We start from the raw sequence: 20,345 nt of genomic DNA, 5'->3' as shown, positions 1-20,345 counted from the left end.
AATGCATCATCTGTCGCCGAACCGGACGCCTTTTCCGGTTATCGGAGATCGACGCGACGGCTGTTCCGATCGACTATTTCCAGATCTCGCGCGCCAGCCGCATGAAGTTGCCGCCCATCACATCGCGAACCGTGCGCTCCGGCTGACCGCGGCGCAGCAGGACCTCGATGAGTTCTTTCGTCTGAGCCGGGCTCGAGTAGGTGGTCTTGCCTTCGGGATATTCGTTCTTCGGCCAGAAATGTGGATTGCTGGAGATGATGTCCTCGATGCCCTCGACCTCGACCGGGAAAGCATAGTCGAGCCCGATGCCGACATGGCGCGGGCCGGCGAGGTCGATCAGATATTCGACGTGGTCGGCCAGCCGTTCGGAATCCGTGCGGCCCTCGCCGAGGAAGCGGTTGAGGCCGACGACGCCGATGATGCCGCCGGTTCGGGCGCAGGCCTTGATCTGCTCGTCGGTGATGTTGCGCCCATGGGCGCAGAGCGCCTTCGGATTGGAGTGCGAGAAGATCACCGGCCGGTCGGTATATTCCATCACATCCATCGTGGTGCGATAGCCCGTGTGGGTCACGTCCACGAACATGCCGAGACGGTTCATCTCGTCGATCACCTGCCGGCCGAAAGCGGTGAGGCCGGTGTCCTCGTCGTGGCACCCGCCGCCGGCGAGGTTGTTGCGGTTGTAGGCGAACAGCATCTGCCGCACGCCGAGGCGATGGTAGAACTCGACCATTTCGATGCGGCCGTTCAGCGCGTTCATACCTTCGATATCGAAGGTGACCGCCAGCTTGCCTTGTGCCTTCGCGGCGAGGATTTCGTCGGTCGATGAGACGAGCGTGTAGTCGGCCGGGCGCGCCAGGATCCAGTGCCGGAAATAGGCAAGCGTGGCGACCGTCTTTTCCCAGGGCAGGAGATCGAAGCCGACATCGATGGAAAGATAGTCGACGCCAGCGTCGCGCCAGATCCGCAGATTGTTCAGATCGGCGGCCGGGTCGGGCATGAAGCCGGAATGCGCATCCCAGATGACTTCGCTCTTCAGGATCGACTGGACTTTGTCGTCAAGGCTCATCGCGTCTCTTGTCCGGATTGTTTCGCCGTCTTCGAAATCTGCGCATTCCGATCGTGGCGGGTCAACCGCCCATCGTGCCTTTAAGGCCGCTGGTCCAATCTAATGTACACCGGTGTCTAGACAATGCGCCGGCTGCCGTTATGGTTAGGCCCGTGAGCTTGCTATGGCGATAGCGCCAGGGTGAGCGCGATGCTGGGAAGTCGAGATGAGTAGGATGCGGAATTCCGGATCTGAGGGCGTGCCGGTTGCCGGCCGGATGTCCCGGGATTTTCGCTCCGCCGCGGAATTCGCTGAGGCACGGGGCCTCTACGCCGCCCTTTTCGGGCTGAACGGGCACGTCTTCGCGGCCCGCTCTCTTTGCGGCCATGCCTCCAACGAGGCGGTGTTTTTCATCGGCCAGAGCTTCGAGGGCGGCCTCGACAGCGCGCCGGTCAGCCGTCTCTACCAAATGCGGCGCGGCGATCACCCGCCAGAACGGCTCAACGATGCGGAGACCCGGCAAATCTGCCTTGCGCCGGACGGGCAGGTCCTGGCGGTCGCCTACGCCGGTGGAGAGCCGGGCGTCGACCGCATCGAGATCTGGTCCGCCGGCGAAGGCACCGCCGTGGCGGATGTGCCCGGCCGGATCGAGCTGATCGACTGGTCGCCCGACGGCCGGAAGCTGCTGCTGGTCGTTGCCGGCACCGGCGCGGACCTCGCCGGCATTCACGGCGGCTACGCGCAGAAGCAGAACACGGATGCGCCCGCATGGCTGCCGGAAGTCGGTTGGGGCGAGGGTGAGGACCTTTGGCGCCGGATTTGGCTCTGGGATCTGAAGGCCGATCCTGCGCCGCTCACATCGGCGCCTGTCAATGTCTGGGAAGCGAGCTGGTGCGGCGCCGACAAGATCGCCGCGGTGACCAGCGATGACCATGGCGAAGGCAGCTGGTATGCGGCGAAGCTTTCGCTCATCGACGCGAAGTCGGGATCGGCGAGGCTTCTTCACACGCCGCGCGACCAGATCGGCGTTCCTCGCGGCTCGCCCGACGGTGCCCGCATCGCCTTCATCCAGGCCTTCTGCAGCGACCGTGGCCTCGTTGCCGGGCAGCTGTCGATCCTCGATCCGGCGGACGGCGAGCTTGCCATCGTCCCGACCAATTCGATCGACGTCACGTCGATCGAATGGCGCTCCGCCACCAGCTTGCACATCGCGGGCATTCGCGGCCACGAGACGGTGGTGGCCGATTACGATGTCTTCGGCGCAGGCGTGACCGAACGCTGGTCATCCACCGAATTGACCTGCGGCGAGTGGGCGCCCTCCAGCGTGCCGGTCGGGGCCGCGGGCTCGCTCTTCATCGCCGAGGCCTATGACCGGGCTCCGTTCCTTGCCGAGCTCGCCGACGGCGAACTGCGAGCGATCGCTTCGCTCATGGCGCCCGACGCGCGATCCGCGATGGCCGGCCGCGGCAAGGCCGAGCCATTCTCCTGGAGGGCCGCGGACGGACTGGAAATCCAGGGCTGGCTTGTCCGCCCGCCGGTGGCCGGGCCGACGCCGCTGCTGGTCGATATCCATGGCGGGCCTATCTCGTCCCATCGCAACCGCTGGATGGCGCGGACGCGTTCCGCACCGCTGCTCGTCTCGCGCGGCTGGACGATTTTCTTCCCCAATCCGAGGGGCAGCACGGGACGCGGGGACGCCTTCGCCCGCGCCGTGCAGGGCGAWATGGGCGGCGCCGATGCCGGCGACATCTTGAGCGGCATCGACGCCCTGGTGGAGAAAGGCCTGGTCGACTCGGACCGCGTCGCCGTCACCGGCACCAGCTATGGCGGCTTCATGTCCGCATGGTTGCCGACGCGCAGCGACCGCTTCGCCGCTGCCATTCCGATCTCGCCCGTCGGCGACTGGTACAGCCAGCATCGCACGACGCAGATACCGGAATTCGACGCGCTGATGCTGGAATCATCGCCCTGGGAGGAAGGCGGCGCCTATTTCGCCCGCAGCCCCGCCTTCTACAGGCAGCTCAAGAGCGTGCCGACGCTGGTCATGGCCGGCGGCATCGACAAGAGCACGCCGCCAGGACAGGCGCTGGAGTGCCATTTCGCCGCCCTGCGCTCAGGCTCGCCAAGCGCGCTCGCGACCTATCCGAACGCCGGCCACAGCCTGCGCGGTTATCCGGAATATATCGACACAGCCGCCCGCATCGTCTGGTGGCTCGACACCTATGTTGGCGGTCCTTCGGCCGCGACGATCTAAGGAGGAAGACAAATGCCGGCAGCAACCAACAGCAAGCATATCGTGGTCGTGGGTGGCGGCATCATCGGCTGCTCCACCGCCTATCACCTCTTGAAATCGGGCGTGAAGACCGTGACGCTCGTGGAGGCGACCGAGCCCGGCGCGGCAACGACCAGCGCCGGCGCCGGCTTCGTCTCGCATTGGTCGGCCGGCATGATCCCGGCCGGCGAGGAAGGACTTCGCCTGCAGCAATACGGCCTCGACTTCTACCGTATGCTGAGCGAGCTCGGCACCGAGATCGGCTACCGGCCGAACGGCACGCTGATCATGGCGCTCACGCCGCAAGGGCGCGAGGATTTCGTCATGCCGGTGCTCGGCTCGCCCTATGCGCCGAAGGAGATGCAGGATCTCAACGCCGCGCAGATCGGCGAGAAGATGGGCGGGCTGGTCGATCCGGCCAAAGTTCACTCCGGCGCCTACAACCCGCATGGCATCCAGCTCGACACCAAGCTGGCGCTTGGCGTGCTGGTCAGCGAGATCAAGAGGCTCGGCGGCGTCGTGCGCGACAGGACCAGGGTGCGGAAGATCAGCGACGTCGGCGGCAAGGTCACGCTCGAGACCGACCGCGATGTCATCGAGGCCGATGGCGTGGTCGTGGCGGCGGGCGCCTGGAACAACGAGGTCCTCGCCAGCCTCGACTGGCACCTGCCGCTGCTGCGCGTCCTGGCCACGCGCGTGGTCACCGACGATCGAGGCTTGCCTTCGACATTGCCGACAATCCAGTGCCGCGAGCTCAGGCTTTGGCTGCGCGAGACCTTCGGCGCCATCATGTGGGGCACGGGCAGCCACTACACGCCGATGCATCGCCTGGAGGAGAGCGAGCTCGAACCCGGCCAGCCGCATAACCGCGAGCTGATGCAGTCCATGGTCGATCAGCAGATGGAGAGGCTGCAGGATGTCTTCCCGCCGCTGCGCGGCTCGAAAGTTGCGAACTGGTCGCAGGGCATTCCCTGCTACACGCCGGACGTCGGCTTGATGGTCGGGCATGTGCCGGGCCACGCGAACATCGTCGTCGCCGGTGGCGACAACGAGACCGGCGTCAGCCATGGGCCGGGCCTCGGCAGGCTGGCCACCGAGATCCTGCTGGACACGCCGCGCTTGGTCGATCCGGCTCGGTTCAGGATCGACCGCTACGCACGCGATGCCTTCCCGAGCGAGGAAGATGTCGAGGCCTCGATGCCGGCGTGGAGCGCGCGCCACGGCGCCAGGCGTTTCGCCACTGCGGCGGAGTAACTGACGAAGGTCAGCGGGCCGTCGCGCTGTCGAGCAAAGCCTGCGCCACCATCTGTTCGGTTGGCGTCGCCTTCCTCCGGGTGACGATGTAGAACGCGTCGGCATGGCGGCGCGGAGTCTTGGTCAATTGCACCAGCTGCCCGAGCCTCAGCTGCTCTTCGACGAAGCCGGCCCAGGCGAGCGCTGCGCCGCGGCCGGCTATCGCCTCATGCATCATCGACAGATAGCTGGAGAATGTCGGACCGGGCAGGCTGCGGGCGGTGCCGATCCAGGATCGCCAATTGTCGATCGCGTCTTCGGGAGCGGCGAGATGCAGCAGCGGCACGTCGAGGAAGGCCGCCGGATCTTCCGAGGCCAGAGCAGGGTGCCGTTCGAGGAAGCCCGGCGAGCAGACGGGAAACCACTCTCCGTCGAACAGCTTGCGGGCGGCGAAGCCGGGCCAGAGCTCGGGGCGTCCGAAGCGTATCGAGATCCCTACCTCCGGACGGCCGAAATCGTCGGGGTTGCTGGAGGTCAGCAGCGTGACACGGCCATCCGTGACGAGCGAGGTCACGAGATCGAAACGCGGCATCAGCCACGCCTGGACGAGGTCGTAGCCGCTGGCGATGACCAGTGAGCCGTGATCGGCCTCCTGCAGGCGCGCGACAGTATCGCGGATCGCGCCCAGCCCGTCCCGTATCGCCTCGGCCAGCGCCGCGCCGTTTTCGGTCAGCGAGACGCGGTTGCCCTTGCGCGCCAAAAGGTCGAGCGCGAGCCGCTTTTCCAGGTTGGCGATGTGGCGCGACACGGCCGATTGCGCAATGGCGAGCTCCTCGGCGGCGGCCGTCAGGTTGCCGCGTCGCGCGGTCGCTTCGAAAGCGACCATCGCGTTGAGCAAGGGGAGCGAGGCTTTGAGCGTCTTCATCGACGGCAAGAGTAGTCCATGACTTTTTGAGATGGAAGCCTGCCAAATCCATGGTTGATGAATGCTGCAATTCGCTGCAACCCTGATCAAAAGGCATTAGCCAGCCTTGGAGTCCGCCACCCTGGAGTCCGCAATGTATGCAAACGACAAGATGTTGTCCGGTCTCGATCGCGCGCGCGTTGTCAGGTTGATCGACGAGCATCGCAAGGACTGGTCGCTGCAGCAGGCCTTCTACCTCGACCCGGATATCTTCGCGCTCGAGCGCGAATTGTGGTTCCCTCGCCAATGGGTGATCGTCGCCCATTTGAGCGAGGTGCCGGAGAAGGGCAGTTACGTCATCCGTCAATTGTTCGACGAGGAGATCATCGTCGCCCGTCACGGCGATGGCGAGGATGACGTTGCCGCTTACTATAACGTCTGCACCCATCGCGGCTCGCGGCTATGCGTCAAGGATGGCCGCGGCAAGCTGCTGGTCTGCCCTTATCATGCCTGGTCCTTCCGGCTGACCGGTGAGTTGCAGACCCGGCGCGATCTGCCCGAAGGCGTCGACRGCGACAGTCTCGGACTGCACAAGGTGCCGACCAAGGTGATCGGCGGTCTGGTGATGTGCGGCCTTGATGCCGCCAGCCTGCCTGACATCGAGCCGGCGGCGGCCGGGCTGACCGATCTTCTGCGCGAGAATGGGGTCGCCGACGCGCGCATCGTCGCGCGCAAGAATTACCTGACCAAGGCGAACTGGAAGCTGGTGCTGGAGAATTTCCTCGAATGCTACCACTGCCGCCCGGCTCACCCTGAATATTTCCGCGTCAACGGCCATGTGAAGGTGACCGCCATGCGCGACGATTACAACGCCGCCGAATGGAAGCAGGAGATCGACGCCTGGCACAGCGTCATCGGCGACGCCGAATTCCACAAAGGCGTGTGGGAGCCTGGCGACCTGGACACGATGCCCTTCGCCATGCATCGCAAGCCGATCGGCTCGGGCCGTCTCACGCTTTCCGACGATGGCCAGCCGGTCTCATGCCTTATGGGTGGGCGCGGCACGTTCGACGGCGGCGAAAACGGCTTCCGGATCGGCCGGCTTTCGTTCCTCAGCGCGCCCAACGACTATCTGACCATGTTCCAGATGATCCCGCGCAACGCCAACGAGACCGACGTGATCCTGACATGGCTGGTCGACAAGGATGCCGAAGCGTCGGTCGACGTCGACAAGATTTCGTGGATGTGGGATGTGACGACCGTTCAGGACAAGAAGATCACGGAAGACAACGCCGATGGGATCGCTTCGCGCGCCTACCGCCCTGGGCCTTATACGCCGCTGGAATCGCAGACCGCCTTTTTCATAGAGACCTATCTTTCGCAGATGCGCGCCCTGATCACCGGCGAGCGCAGGGACGAAGACGAGGCTTGGACGGCGCCGTCACAGCTCTACGCCTCGCCGCAAGCAGCCCGCAAGACGCGCAAGTTTGGTCAAGCCGCATCGTAGGTGTTGTGACGGCGATCCGATGATCGTCGTGCGCCGTGGCCACAACCCTTGCAACGGTGCGGACGGTATCGGTGCCGTGCCGGRCCGTGCGTTGCCCAGCCAGACCGTCACTGCGCAACGCCGCTGAGGTCGGCGTAGCCTGCCGAGGCCAGTCCGCGTCAGCGGTTGCGCGCATTCCAAAGTCTACTCTGCAGCCAAGATCCTAAATGGCAGCTTTGCCATCGCAGACATCTGTTGCTCCACAGGCGCCTGAACGCGGAGTGCGGTCAGGGCAGCCGAATGCAGTTTCTCTGCGCCCTGGATCGCAAACGACTCAAACGGGATTGCATCCGGAATGCTCTTGTTGTACGAACGTTCAACAAGGCATTGACGAGCACCCGCCGTGGTACGGACCGAGTTTCCCTTTGCCGTCGAAACCGTCGATCCATATTGGATCGCGCTGGCAGACGGCACGCGAATCGCCGCCACCGTGTGGCGCCCGCGCACCGACGCCAAGGTGCCTGTGGTGGCCGAAATGGTGCCTTATCGGCGCCGCGACGGCACCGTTGCCCGCGACATAGACATCCACCCYTGGCTCGCCGGCCACGGCATCGCCTGCGCCCGCATAGACATTCGTGGTTCCGGCGATTCCGATGGCGATCTGGCCGACGAATATCTGCCGCGCGAGCAGGAGGACGCCTGCGAGATCATCGCGCATCTGGCGGCGCAATCCTGGTGCAACGGCAATGTCGGCATGACCGGCATTTCCTGGGGCGGCTTCAACGCGCTGCAGGTCGCGGCGCGCCGGCCGCCGGCGCTGAAGGCCATCATCGCCAACTGCGCCACCGACGACCGCTACGCCGACGACATCCACTATATGGGCGGCGCTCTGCTCACCGAGCAGGAAATGTGGTCGAACTTCATGCTGGTGAAGAAGGCGATGGCGCCCGACCCGCAGATCGTCGGCGGCGCCTGGCGCGCCATGTGGATGAGCCGGCTGGAAGCGACACGCTCGCTGTCGGAAATCTGGCTCGCCCACCAGCGCCGCGACGACTACTGGCGGCAGGGTTCGGTCTGCGAGGATCATGCCGCGATCGAATGCGCGGTCATGGCCATCTGCGGCTGGGAAGACAGCTATTCGAACTTCGTGCCGCGCCTGCTTGAACATCTGCCGGGGCCGAAGCTCGGCATCGTCGGGCCGTGGTCGCATGCCTATCCCTGTCGCGGCGCGCCGGGTCCRCTGATCGGCTACCTGCAGGAAGCGCTGCGCTGGTGGCGTCATTGGCTTTGCGGGGAAGACACAGGCATCATGGACGAACCGCTCTACCGGGTCTGGATCACCGGCGAGGAGCGGCCGCAGCCTTTCTACCTCCCGGATCATGCCGGCAGTTGGGCGGCCGAGGACCAATGGCCGTCACCGCGCATCGAGCGCCGCGTCTTGCATCTGAACGCCGCCGGACTAAGCGGCGGAGCCGCGCTGGGCGCCACGCTGTCGGTACGTTCTCCGGCGACCGCCGGCCGCGACTGCGGCCGCTGGGGCGGCTATGGCGGCTCGTGTCCCGACATGCCCATCGACCAGCGCCGCGAGGACGGTCTGGCGCTGTGCTTCGACACCTTGCCGCTCGAGCATGACCTGACCCTGCTCGGGGCGCCCGAGCTCGATCTTCTCGTCAGCGTCGACCAGCCGCATGTCAACCTTGCCGCCCGTCTTTGCGATGTCTATCCCGACGGCACCTCGGCACTGATGACCTATGGCGTGCTCAACCTCAGCCATCGCGACAGTCACGAGCATCCGACGCCGTGTCCGGTCGGAACGCCGTTCCGCGTCAGGCTCAAGCTCAACGATTTCGCGCGCACCATACCCAAGGGGCACCGCGTCCGCCTGGCGCTGGCCAACCAGCATTGGCCCATCCTGTGGCCGCAACCGAAGCTTTCGCTGCTGTCGGTCGCGAGCGGCGACAGCAAGCTGGTTCTTCCGGTGCGGCCCCCGTCGCCGCGCGACCGCGATGTCCGTTTCGAGCCGGCCGAAACCGCGCCGCCGGTCCCGACCACGACGCTGGACGAAGGCTTCGACCGTCGCATAGTCACCGACGATGTCGGCTCGGGCCTGCAGATCATCGCCTTGACCTCGGACCATGGAAGCAGGCGCTACGACGATCGCGCCATCACCGTGTCTTCCGCCAACAGCGACACGATGAGCATCAGCAGCGGCGATCCGCTCTCGGCAAAGCTCGTTACCGAATATCGATGGGCGATTGCCAGCGCCGATGCCGACACCGAAGCGAGGGCGGTGACGGAGCTGACGGCGGATGAAACGCATTTCGACCTGAGTTGGCGTCTTGAAGCCCGGGAACGGGGCAAGCTCGTCCACAGCGCCTCGGCGACACGGCGCATCAGGCGCGATTTCGCCTGAAGGGGAGGAGGCCATGCTTGCATATGCAGTGAAGCGCATCGGTCTCGGTCTCCTGATCCTCGTCCTTGTCATGGTCGCCATGTATGCGGCCGTCTTCCTGGTTCCGGGCGATCCCGCGACCGTGGCGCTCGGTCCGCGCGCCACGCCGGAGCTGAAGCGGCTGCTGATCGAGCGCATGGGGCTCGATCAGCCGGTCTGGTGGCAGATCGTCGAGTTCTTCCGCAACGCGCTGACCGGCAATCTCGGCTATGATGTCTGGTCGAACCGGCCCGTTTCCACACTGGTCATGGAGGCGTTGCCGAACACGCTTATCCTGGGGCTGACGGCGCTGGCCGTGGCGCTCCTGATCGGCGTCCCGCTCGGCTGCCTGTCGGTGATGCGGCGCGGCACGACCGCCGATGCCGCCATCGGCGTGCTCTCGGTCGGTGTCATCGCCGTGCCGTCCTTCGTCGTCGCCATCTACTCGCTGCTGCTGTTTGCCGTCACGCTGCGCTGGCTGCCGGCCATCGGGGCGGGCGAGGCCGGCGATCTCTTCAGCCAGGCCAGGGCGCTGGTCATGCCGGCCGCGGCGATCGCCCTCGGCTGGATCGGCTACATAGCCCGCATGGTGCGCGCCTCGATGATGGAGGTGATGGGCGAGCCCCATATCCGCACCGCGCGTTCCTTCGGCCTGCCCGAGTGGAAAATCGTCTCCAAATATGCGCTGCGGATCGCCATCATCCCGACCATCTCGCTGGTCGCGGTCGGCCTCGGCAGCATCCTGTCCAGCGCCGTCTTCGTCGAGGCGGTGTTCGCCAGGCCCGGCATCGGCAAGCTGATCACCGACGCCGTCAGCACACGCAACTATCCGGTCGTCATGGGCACGGTGCTGATCATGACTGCCATCTACGTCTCCATCACCATCGCCGCCGATCTTCTCATCGCGCGGCTCGATCCGAGGGTTCGTGATGTCTTCCGTGGCTGAGGCCTCTCCATCGACGCCGGATCGACAACGGCTTGTCCTGCTTCGCGCATTGCTTGCCGACCCCTTCACCCGCGTGGCGCTGATCCTGGTCGCCGGATTCCTTGTCACCGCGATCTTCGCGCCCTGGCTGGCGCCCTATTCGCCGGTCAAGATCGACGTGCTGCACAAGCTGCAGGCGCCATCGGCGGAGCACTGGTTCGGCACCGATCATCTCGGCCGCGATCTGTTGTCGCGCGTCATCTACGGCGCGCGCACGGCGCTCACCATCGCCATGGTCTCGGTGGCCATGGCCGGCGCCATCGGGCTGCTGCTCGGCCTCATCGCCGGCTACGGTCCGCGCTGGCTCGACGCCATCCTGGTGCTCGCTTTCGACAGCATGAATTCGCTGCCGATGATCATGTTCGCGCTTGCCATCATCACCGTGCTTGGCGCCGGCACCGGGACGCTGATCATCGTCATCGCCGCTACGTCGTTCCCAAGTTACGCGCGGCTGATCCGGGCCCAGACGCTGGCGCTGAAGAACAGCGACTACATCCTCGCCGAGCGGCTGCTCGACGCGAGTGCGGCACGCATCATCTTCATCCACCTCCTGCCCAATGTCGTCGGTCCGCTGATCATCCTTCTGTCGATGGATATTCCGGTCGTCATCATGGTCGAGGCCGGCTTGAGCTTCCTCGGCCTCGGCGTGCGCCCGCCGACGCCGTCCTGGGGCTCGATCCTCTATGACGGCTACACCAGCATCCGCTCGGCCCCCTTCATGGTGATCTTCGGCGGCCTGCCGCTGGTGCTGGCGACGCTCGGTTTCACCTTCCTTGGCGAGGGCCTGCGCGACTATCTCGACCCGCGCCTGCAGCTGCGGAGGCCGGCATGAGCGGCCCGCTTGCCGCCAGCGGTCTCAGCGTCCGCTACGAGACGCCGCATGGCAGCGTGCACGCCCTTCGCCATGTCGACATCGAAGCGCATCCCGGCGAGGTGATCGGCATCGTCGGCGAGAGCGGCTGCGGCAAGTCCACGCTGGTCACCGCTCTGGCCAACCTCTTGCCGGCCAACGCCCGCATCGACGGGTCGATCCGTTACAACGGCGTCGATCTGGCGAAGCTCGACGCCCATCGCCAGCGCCTGCTGCGCGGCGACGAGATCGCGCTGGTCGGCCAGGACCCGATGACGGCGTTCAACCCGGTGCTGACCATCGGCGACCAGCTCGTCGACTTCCAGCACCACCGTAAGGATCTCAGCCGCGCGCAGAAACGGGCCCGTATCGCCGCCATGCTCGGTCGCGTCGGCATCGCCGATGCCGAACGGCGCATGCGGAGTTATCCGCACGAGCTTTCCGGCGGCATGCGCCAGCGCGTGGCGATTGCGGCCGCGCTGCTGACCGATCCCGGCCTGCTCATCGCCGACGAGCCGACGACCGCGCTCGACGTCACCATGGAGGCGCAGATCATCCATCTGCTGCGCGAGCTCAGGCGCGACTATAACGGCATCATCATCGTCGTCTCGCATCATCTCGGCGTCATCGCCGAGCTCTGCGACCGAGTCTATGTCATGTATGCCGGCGAGGTGGTCGAGGGCGGCGAGGTCGACGCGATCTTCCACGATCCGCGTCATCCCTACACCCAGGCGCTGCTTGCCTGCGATCCCGCCCGCTTCCATGAGCGGCTGGACAGGCTGCCGACCATTCCAGGTGCATTGCCGAGCCTGACCCAACCACCGGTGGGATGCGTTTACGCCCCGCGCTGCGGCCGGGGCTTCGCGCCATGCAAGACCGTCGCGCCGCCGCTGGTGAAGCTCACCGCTTGCCATGCCGCCCGCTGCCATGCGGTGACGTCATGAGCCCACTGCTTGCCGTCGAGGACCTGTCGGTCAGTTTTGTTCGCAGCAGCTTGCTCGACCGGCTGATCAATCCGTTTCCGCTGCCCGGCTTCAATGTCGTCGATGGCGTCACGCTGTCGCTGATGCCGGCAGAGACGCTTGGGCTGGTCGGCGAATCCGGCTCCGGCAAGACGACGCTGGCCCGCACCATTCTCGGCCTCATCCGGGCTGCGGCCGGTCGTATCGTCTTCGAGGGCAGGGACGTCCAGACGCCCGCCGACTTTCGCGCCATGCGCCGCCGCGCGGCGATGATGTTCCAGGATCCGGTCGCCTCGCTCAGCCCGCGCCTGCGTGTCGGCACTCTGCTCACCGAACCGCAGGTCATCCAGGGGCTGCCGATGCCGGACCGGCGCGCGGCGGCGAAGGCGCTGCTGGCGCTGGTCGGCTTGYCCGCCTCCTTCGTCGACCGCTTTCCGCATGAACTGTCGGGCGGGCAGGCGCGTCGCGTCGGCGTGGCGCGGGCGCTTGCGATGAAACCGCATCTGCTGCTTGCCGACGAGCCGACTGCCGGGCTCGATGTCTCGGTGCAGGGCGATGTGCTCAACCTGATCGGCGAGCTCAAGCGCGAGCTCGGCTTCGCGGCCATGATCGTCACCCACAATCTGGCGATGATCCGCCATGTCAGCGACCGGCTCGCCATCATGTATCTCGGCCGGCTGGTCGAGACGGGACCGACGCAAGAGGTGTTCTCAGCCCCGCTGCATCCCTACACCGCGACATTGATCCGGTCCGAGCCGATCCCAGATCCGCGCCGGCGCAGCCACAAGCCTGCCGTCACCGGCGAAATTCCAAGCGTCTTCCGGCGGCCTTCCGGCTGCGAGTTCCACACGCGCTGCCCGCTCGTGCAATCCCGCTGCAAGACCGAGGCGCCGGTCTACCGGCCGACGGGCGCCGGCCGCATGGTGCGCTGCCATTTCCCGCTGCAGACCGGCGGGCAAGAACGGGAAGCCGTCTCACGCGCTTCCGCAAACCAAAGGGGAAACTGAGATGACGAAATGGACCATGGACAGACGTGCATTCCTGAAAGCCGCCGGCGTGCTGGGCGCCGGCCTGGCGATGAAACCGGGCTTTGCCTGGTCGGCGGCAGGCGACACGCTGCGCATCCGCATGGAAGGCGATCTGCAGACGCTTGACCCCGCCTTCATGATCGGCGGCATCGAAGACGTCATGATGCGCGGCATCTATGTGTCGCTGAACCGCCTCGGCGACCTCAGGCAAGGTTCGCCATGGTCGCTCTGGGGCGCGGAGAAACTCGAGCTGAAGGATCCGAAAACCATCGCCTTCACCCTGATCGATGGGCTGAAATGGTCGAACGGTCTTGGCCCGGTCACCGCCGAAGACGTGAAATTCTCCTACGAGCGCATAGCCGATCCGAAGCTGTCGTCGCCCTGGGCTTATCAGTTCGAAAAGCTGGACCGGGTCGAGGTCGTCGACGCCAGGTCCGGCATCATCCATCTCAAGGATCCGTACCAGCCGATCTTCGTCACCAGCCTGCCTTACTATGGCGGCCACATCATCTGCCGCGCCGGCACAGAGAAGGCCGGCGGCAAATTCACCACTGAGCCGCCTGCGACCTGCGGCCCTTATCTCTTCTCGGACTGGCAGCAAAAGCAGAAGGTGACGCTGACCGCAAATCCGGACTGGCCGGGACCGAAGCCGGATTTCGGCAAGGTCGAGATCTATGTCGTCGCCGACGATCAGGCGGCGCAATTGGCCTACGAGGCCGATGCCTTCGACTACACCAAGATTGCCATTTCGGCGACCAAGGCCGTGAAGGCCAAACCGCCCGCCAACACCAGCCTCATCGAGGCGCAGTCAACCCGCTATGTCTGGCTGACGATCAACATGCTGAGCCCGCGCCTCAAGGATCTGAAGGTGCGGCAAGCCGTGCAGTACGGCGTCGACGTCGGGCAGATCCTGACCGGCGTCTATGACGACCTCACCAAGCGCTCCACCGGCGTCGTCCAGCCCGGCACGAAATTCGCGCGCCCGAGCAATCTGATCGCGGCGCCCGATTATGAGAAGTCCGCCGCGCTGCTCGCCGAGGCAGGCGTCAGCGACTTGTCGTTGACGTTGACGGTGATGAACGACTCCATCCGCACCGCGACCGCGCAGATCATCCAGGCCAGCCTCGAGCAGGCCGGCATCAAGGTCGAGATCCAGCCCTACGACGAAGCCGCCTTCTGGGGCGTCGGCGACAAGACGCAGGGCGACGGCTACAAGAACATTGATCTGGCGCTGATGGATTTCGCGGGCGGCGTCGATCCGTCCGAGAACCTGGTCTGGTTCCGCCCCGACCAGATCGGCGCCTACAACTGGTCCGGCTTCGACAGTCCCGAGTTCGAGACCGGCTACCAGCAGCTGGTTGCCGAAAGCGACGAGGCCAAGCGCATCGCCTTGTCCAACCGCATGGAGGATCTGATGGAGCAGTCCGGTGGATTCGTCTTCATCTGTCACCAGCCGCTGGYCGCCATTCACAAGACCGCGTTCGAACCCGTCATCTATCCGGACGGTCATCCCAACCCTGTGCTGTTCAAGAAGACGGCGTGATCATGGACAGGACGGGCGCAATCGATTAGCTGGGTTGCATGACGCAAGCCCAACCGGAAGCTGCAAAAACGAAGCGTGGCGCGAAGAAGGCGCCGCGCTTCAGCCGCGAGCAGGCCGATGTGCGCCGCTCCATGCTGATCGAGGCGGCGACGCGATGCCTGTCCGTCGGCGGCATCGGCGCCTTCACCATAGATCGCATCTGCAAGGAGGCCGGCGTCTCGCGCGGCCTCATCAACCATCACTTCGAAAGCCTAGATGGGCTGCTGGTCGAGGTCTACAAGTCCTCGCTCTATGCAAGCGTCAACAACCAGATCGACGAGGCCAAGCGCCGCCGCGCCGAGGCGTCCGGCTGGCCTCCCGAGGCCGCGCTGGCCGCCCTGGTGCGGTCCAATTTCGCGCCGGAATATTTCAGCCGCGAGAACCTGCTAATCTGGCTGTCCTTGTGGGGTGAGATCGCCGTCAACCCGCGGCTCAAGGCGGCGCATCGCGAGCTGTACGACGCCTACCGCGCGGAACTTGCCGAGGACATCGCGGCGGTTGCCGTCGAGCGCCGAAGGCAGGTCGATGCTCCCGCGCTGGCGCGCAATTTCATCGCGCTGGTCGACGGGCTCTGGCTCGAATGGTGTCTCGACGAAAGCGTGGTGACGCCGCAGGCGGCCGAGGCCGCCGGCTTCGAGATGCTCGAGGCGCAGGTCGGGCCTTTGCGGAACGCCTGACTCAGTTCAGCGGCGATCCGCCCTCTCGCTTGCGGCGCTCCATATAGTCGCGCAGGGCCTCGTCGATGCCGGGGTCGATCGGCGGCCGCTCATATTCGGCGACCATGCGTTTCCAGATCACGTTGGCCCGTTCACGCGCGGTGATCTGGCCGCGTTCCATCCAGGTATCGTAGTTGTCCCAGTTGGACACCAGCGGTGAATAGAAGGCGCGCTCGTAGCGCTGCATGGTATGCGCGGCGCCGAAGAAATGCCCGGCCGGGCCGACCTCGCGCACCGCGTCCAGCGCCAGCGTGTCGATGTCGACCACCGGCGGATCGAAATAGGCCGACATCATCTGCAGCATCTCGGCATCGATCACCAGCTTCTCGAACGATGCGGTCAGCCCGCCGCCGAGCCAGCCTGCCGCGTGCAGCACAAGATTGGCGCCGCCCATCAGGCAGCCCCACAGGGACATCGCGCTCTCATAGGCGGCCTGCGCGTCGACCGCGTTGGCGGCGGTGACGTTGCTGGAGCGGAACGGCACGCCGATCAGCCGGCAAAGCTGTCCCGTGATCTGCGCGGCCTGGGTGTATTCCGGCGTGCCGAAGGCCGGCGCCCCGGTCTTCATGTCGACATTTGAGGTGAAGCCGCCATACATCACCGGCACCCCGGGGCGCACGATCTGCGTCAGCACGATGCCGGCCAGCGCCTCGGCATGCTGCTGCGACAGCGCGCCGGCAAGCGTCACCGGGCTCATCGCCCCGGCCAGCGTGAACGGCGTGATGACGTTGACCTGGCCGTGCTCGGCCAGCGCGATGAGCCCCTCGGCCATCGGCTCGTCGAGCTGCAGCGGTGAATTGGTGTTGATGATGCCGGTGAACACCGGCATCTCCCGCGCCAGGTTTTCGCGCATCGTGCCGAGCGAGATCGCCACCATTTCCAGCGCGTCGATGGCGCGGCCGTGACCAAGCGCCTGCGGCTGCCAGTTCTTGTCGAGCAGGGTGATCTCGGCATAGTAGAGGTCGAGATGGCGGGTGTTCTGATGCAGGTCGAGCGGTTCGAACGGTCCGCCGCCTTCCTGGTGCAGCACGTTGAACGACTGGATGAGCTTCAGGTAGTCGCACATCTCGGCATAGGTGCCGGGGCGGCGGCCGCGGTCATTGTCCATGACATAGGCCGGCCCGCCGACCGACGACAGGATGCAATGCCGCCCGCCGACCTTGACGTTCTTCTGAGGGTTACGGGCGCGCAGCTCGAATGACGACGGCGCCATGGCGACGCGCTCCATCACCATGGCGCGGTCGAAGCGCACCCGCATCTCGCCTTCGTCGACGGTGCAGCCGGCGGCACGATAGAGCTGGCGCGCCCGTGGCTGCAGCACGCGCATGCCGATCTCCTCGAGGATGGTGAGGCCCATTTCGTGGATCGCCTGCACCTGGTCGGCCGACAGGACCTCGATCGGCGCGTAGGGCCGCGTCAGCCGCTTCCAGGGCCGCTGCGCGATGCCGCCGACCTCGCGCTGCGGACGACCGGGCCTGCGACGTGCGGCGATACGCTCCATGGCTCTCTGGACCTCCTTGTTTGACGCAATTCCGAACGGAACCCGTTCACACCTTTCCTGGAATTGCTCTATTCGGCTGCCGTCCGCATCTCGAAATCCGCCGCCGCATCGACGACCGGCGTGTCGCGGCGGTAAGGCCGCCAGCGAAGCTCCGCGCCGATTTCGCGCGCCAGCTTGTGGCCGCTATGCACCGCATGGGCAATGGCGCCGGGCGCCAGCGTGTCGCCGATGCGATCGACGCCCCGAATGCCCGCCGCGGCGAGCATGTCCGCCTTTTCTGTCAGCGCTTCGAACAACTCGTTTCGCGGCAACCGCAATCCGACGACCAGCACCGAGCGGCAGGCCATGCGGGTTTCCTCGCCGGTGAACAGATGCGCCAGCGTCGCGGTCTCGCCGTCGAAGGATTTCAGCAGATGCAGCGTTCTCACCGGCACGTTGCGGCGCGCCAGCGCCCGATGCACCAGCGGCAGCTCGTTGGTCATGATCGTCCATGCCGACGCATGGCCGGCCGGTGTCGCATAGCTGATCGGGATGCCTTGGGCGGCCAGGTGCTCGGTGAGGACGCCGCCCATGTAGTAGTTGTCGAAATCGAAGACCAGCGCCGGCCCTTGAGGGAGCTTGCCGGCGGCGATGTCGTCGGGTGTGAGCACATCCGCATGGTTGAGCCGGCCGACGGGGATCTCCAGCGAGGAATAGAGCATGTTCGTCCAGCGCGCGCCGGTCGCCAGCACCACGCGCTCCGGCGCCAGGTCGATGATCTCGTCGGCGCCGAGCGTGCTTTCAGGATAGAGCGAGACATTGCTCATCTCGCCGATGCGGCCGAGGCGGTACTCGACGACACGATTCCAGGCCGACAACCCTGGCAGTGTCTTCTCGAAGGTCAGCCGCCCGCCGAAGCCGCGGCTGGCGTCGGCCAGCATCACCTCATGGCCGCGACGGCCGAGGGTCATGGCGCATTCGAGCCCGGCCGGTCCGCCGCCGACAATGAGGATGCGTTCGGGCCTGTCGGCGCGCCCGGCGCGCTCGGGGTGCCAGCCGCGCCGCCATTCCTCGCCGGCGGTCGGGTTTTGGGTGCAACGCACCGGCACGCCGTCATGCCAGCTCGAAATGCAGATGTTGCAGCCGATGCATTCGCGGATCTCGGTCTCGCGGCCCTCGCGGATTTTGGCCGGCAGGAAGGGATCGGCGATCGACGGCCGCGCGCCGCCGACGAGGTCGAGCACGCCGCGCCGGATCTGCGACACCATCGTGTCCGGCGAGGTGAAGCGCCCGACGCCGACGACCGGCTTCTTCGTCAGCGACTTGACGAAATCGATCACCGGCTCGTGGCTGCCTTCGCCGGTGAAGCGCGACGCCGAGCAATCCGTGGGGCTTGAGTCCATCTTGACGTCGAACAGGTCGGGCAGGTCGGCCAGCAGTTCGATCAACTCATGGGCTTCCGAGGGCTGGTTGCGCCCGGGTCGGCCGCGCAGTTCCTCGAGGCTGACACGGAGCGCGACTCCGCAATCCTTGCCCACCGCATCCTTCGTCACCTCGATCATCTCGCGCACGAAGCGGACACGATTCCCGATCGAGCCGCCATATTCGTCGGCGCGATGATTGTATTCCGGCAGCAGGAACTCGTAGCCGAGATAGCCCATCCCGGCATAGACGTAGACGATATCGAAGCCGGCCGTGCGCGCCTTGCGCGCCGCTTCGGCCTGGCATCTCAGCACCTCGCGGATATCGGCTTTGTCCATCGTCTTCGGTTTCAGATTGCCCATGAAGCCGACATGCGTGGCCATCCACGGAATACCGGATGGCGACAGCGGCGGCAGGCGGCTTGTCCGGTTCATCACCGAAGCGCCGCCATGCCACAGCTCGACGCCGGCAAGAGATCCATGGCGGTGCACGGCTTCCGTCATCAGCGCGTGAGCGCGGATGTCGTTCTCGTCCCACAGCGTCGCGAAAGGCAGCGGCGCATCGTCCGAAGTCGGATCGATCGAGCAAGCCCCCGTGCAGATCACGCCCCATCCGCCTTCGGCCTTGGCTTCGCGGAACGCCGCGCGAACGCGCGGCAGCGCATTGGTCATCCCGCTGGCATGCGGCACCTGATAGAAGCGGTTCGGCGCGGTGACGGGCCCCATTCTTACCGGCTCGAACAGGATTTCGTAGCGAGGATTGCACGGCATCGCGGCGTCTCGAATGCACTGTTGAACGATCGTTCAACAACGTAATCGAGATCGTTCTGGAACGCAATGGTCAACGCGAGCCCGGTGCTACGAGCTCGCACTGCGGGCTTTCGACAACGAAAATCGGCCGGCCGTACTGGACCCGGCTAGAGCAATTCCAGGAAAAGTGTGAGCGGTTTTTCCGTCCGGAATTGCGTAAAAACAAAGGGATAGAGCGGTTCGCCGTTTCCTTGAAACGGTGAAATGCTCTAGCTCGCCGGCCGGAACGGCTTTGCCAGCGACGCGGGGAAGTGCAGGGCAAGCATCTGGCGGTTGCGCGAGATCAGCACCAGCACCACGATTGTCGCCAGATAGGGCAGGGCCGACAGCAGCTCGGAGGGAACCTGAAGGCCCAGCGCCTGTCCCTGCAATTGCAGAATCGTCATGCCGCCGAACAGCCAGGCGCCGAGCAGGACGCGCAGCGGCCGCCATGTGGCGAACACCACCAGCGCCAGCGCGATCCAACCTTTGCCCGCGGTCATGTTCTCGACCCAGAGCGGCGTGTAGGCGACCGACAGATAGGCGCCGGCGAGGCCGGCCATCAGGCCGCCGAAGAGCACCGCCATGTAGCGGATCCGGATCACAGGATAGCCGATGGCATGCGAGGTCTGCGGCGATTCCCCGATCGTGCGCAGGATGAGGCCCGCCTTGGTGCGATAAAGGAACCAGCTGATCGCTACGAACATCAAGAGCGCCAGATAGACCAGCGGATCGAAGCGGAAGATGAGCGGGCCGAGCACCGGCAGGTCGGAGAGGACCGGAATGCGGACGCGGTGCAGCGCTTCGATCGGCTCGCTGCCGAAGCCGCGCCCCAGGAAGGCGGAGACGCCTGAACCGAAGATCGCCAGCGCCAGGCCGGCGGCATACTGGTTGGTGAGGAAGGTGAGCGCCAGCACGCCGAACAGTAACGAGGCGGCGGCGCCGGCCAACGCTCCGGCGAGGATCGCGACCGGCATCGAGTAGCCGGCGGTGACCGCCCAGAAGGCAAGGGCGGCGCCCATCAGCATCATGCCTTCGATGCCGAGATTGAGCACGCCGGATTTCTCGACCACCAGCTCGCCGAGCGCCGCGAAGATCAGCGGCGTGGCGGCGATGATGGTGCCGGTGAAGATGGCGATGAACAGTTCCATCGATTGTCTC

Annotated in this window: 15 protein-coding genes; 10 read left to right on the top strand and 5 right to left on the bottom strand. The window is 65.7% G+C overall.

The genetic code is table 11. The features are described from left to right. Positions 1-73: 73 nt before the first annotated feature. Entirely contained in the window at positions 74-1,066 is a 993-nt protein-coding gene (locus tag LCM4577_RS29690) for a dipeptidase (RefSeq protein WP_071074474.1), read from the bottom strand. Positions 1,067-1,271: 205 nt separating this feature from the next. Here LCM4577_RS29690 and LCM4577_RS29685 point away from each other — a divergent pair, with 205 nt between their 5' ends. Further along, complete coding sequence (locus LCM4577_RS29685) at positions 1,272-3,299, top strand: prolyl oligopeptidase family serine peptidase (protein WP_083354886.1); 2,028 nt, start codon at positions 1,272-1,274, stop codon at positions 3,297-3,299. A gap of 12 nt (positions 3,300-3,311) precedes the next feature. Continuing rightward, entirely contained in the window at positions 3,312-4,571 is a 1,260-nt protein-coding gene (locus LCM4577_RS29680; protein ID WP_040985712.1) for an FAD-binding oxidoreductase, read from the top strand. Between the two features lie 10 nt (positions 4,572-4,581). Here LCM4577_RS29680 and LCM4577_RS29675 read toward each other — a convergent pair whose 3' ends face one another. Beyond that, positions 4,582-5,475: a LysR family transcriptional regulator gene (locus LCM4577_RS29675; protein WP_040985711.1), complete on the bottom strand. Its 894-nt coding sequence runs from the start codon at positions 5,473-5,475 to the stop codon at positions 4,582-4,584. A gap of 133 nt (positions 5,476-5,608) precedes the next feature. On the opposite strand from LCM4577_RS29675, the gene LCM4577_RS29670 reads away from it, so the two are divergent. The 8 genes from LCM4577_RS29670 to LCM4577_RS29635 all read left to right on the top strand — a co-directional run bounded on the left by LCM4577_RS29670 (position 5,609) and on the right by LCM4577_RS29635 (position 15,455). After that, positions 5,609-6,961: an aromatic ring-hydroxylating dioxygenase subunit alpha gene (locus LCM4577_RS29670; RefSeq protein ID WP_071074472.1), complete on the top strand. Its 1,353-nt coding sequence runs from the start codon at positions 5,609-5,611 to the stop codon at positions 6,959-6,961. 382 nt (positions 6,962-7,343) lie between these two features. Further along, on the top strand, positions 7,344-9,353 hold the full coding sequence (locus tag LCM4577_RS29665) for a CocE/NonD family hydrolase (protein WP_071074471.1): 2,010 nt from the start codon (positions 7,344-7,346) through the stop codon (positions 9,351-9,353). 13 nt (positions 9,354-9,366) lie between these two features. Next, positions 9,367-10,317 (top strand): ABC transporter permease, encoded by a 951-nt coding sequence (locus tag LCM4577_RS29660; protein ID WP_040985708.1) that lies wholly within the window; start codon positions 9,367-9,369, stop codon positions 10,315-10,317. Then, a complete protein-coding gene (locus LCM4577_RS29655) occupies positions 10,301-11,188 on the top strand; it encodes an ABC transporter permease (protein ID WP_071074470.1) in 888 nt (295 codons plus the stop codon). The genes LCM4577_RS29660 and LCM4577_RS29655 overlap by 17 nt, the downstream gene beginning before the upstream one ends. Next, the gene (locus LCM4577_RS29650; RefSeq protein WP_071074469.1) at positions 11,185-12,150 is read left to right on the top strand and encodes an ABC transporter ATP-binding protein; all 966 of its coding nucleotides are present in this window, start codon (positions 11,185-11,187) and stop codon (positions 12,148-12,150) included. The genes LCM4577_RS29655 and LCM4577_RS29650 overlap by 4 nt, the downstream gene beginning before the upstream one ends. After that, complete coding sequence (locus LCM4577_RS29645) at positions 12,147-13,175, top strand: ABC transporter ATP-binding protein (RefSeq protein ID WP_071074468.1); 1,029 nt, start codon at positions 12,147-12,149, stop codon at positions 13,173-13,175. Before LCM4577_RS29650 ends, LCM4577_RS29645 begins: the two co-directional genes overlap by 4 nt. A 16-nt stretch (positions 13,176-13,191) precedes the next feature. After that, positions 13,192-14,739, top strand: a complete 1,548-nt coding sequence (locus LCM4577_RS29640; RefSeq protein ID WP_244508463.1) for an ABC transporter substrate-binding protein — start codon at positions 13,192-13,194, stop codon at positions 14,737-14,739. Positions 14,740-14,777: 38 nt separating this feature from the next. Then, entirely contained in the window at positions 14,778-15,455 is a 678-nt protein-coding gene (locus tag LCM4577_RS29635) for a TetR/AcrR family transcriptional regulator (protein WP_071030667.1), read from the top strand. A gap of 1 nt (position 15,456) precedes the next feature. Here the strand turns inward: LCM4577_RS29635 and LCM4577_RS29630 are convergent, their stop codons facing one another. The 3 genes from LCM4577_RS29630 to LCM4577_RS29620 all read right to left on the bottom strand — a co-directional run bounded on the left by LCM4577_RS29630 (position 15,457) and on the right by LCM4577_RS29620 (position 20,335). Next, positions 15,457-16,995, bottom strand: a complete 1,539-nt coding sequence (locus tag LCM4577_RS29630; RefSeq protein WP_071074466.1) for a trimethylamine methyltransferase family protein — start codon at positions 16,993-16,995, stop codon at positions 15,457-15,459. Positions 16,996-17,063: 68 nt separating this feature from the next. Beyond that, positions 17,064-19,166, bottom strand: a complete 2,103-nt coding sequence (locus LCM4577_RS29625) for an FAD-dependent oxidoreductase (RefSeq protein ID WP_071074465.1) — start codon at positions 19,164-19,166, stop codon at positions 17,064-17,066. Between the two features lie 248 nt (positions 19,167-19,414). Further along, positions 19,415-20,335, bottom strand: a complete 921-nt coding sequence (locus tag LCM4577_RS29620) for an ABC transporter permease (RefSeq protein WP_071030664.1) — start codon at positions 20,333-20,335, stop codon at positions 19,415-19,417. Positions 20,336-20,345 lie beyond the last annotated feature (10 nt).

The organism is Mesorhizobium sp. LCM 4577 (assembly GCF_001854795.2).
GTDB classification, from domain to species: Bacteria; Pseudomonadota; Alphaproteobacteria; order Rhizobiales; family Rhizobiaceae; genus Mesorhizobium; species Mesorhizobium plurifarium.
Note: the sequence above shows the minus strand (reverse complement) of the source record. Positions and strands in the feature narration are given on the sequence as shown.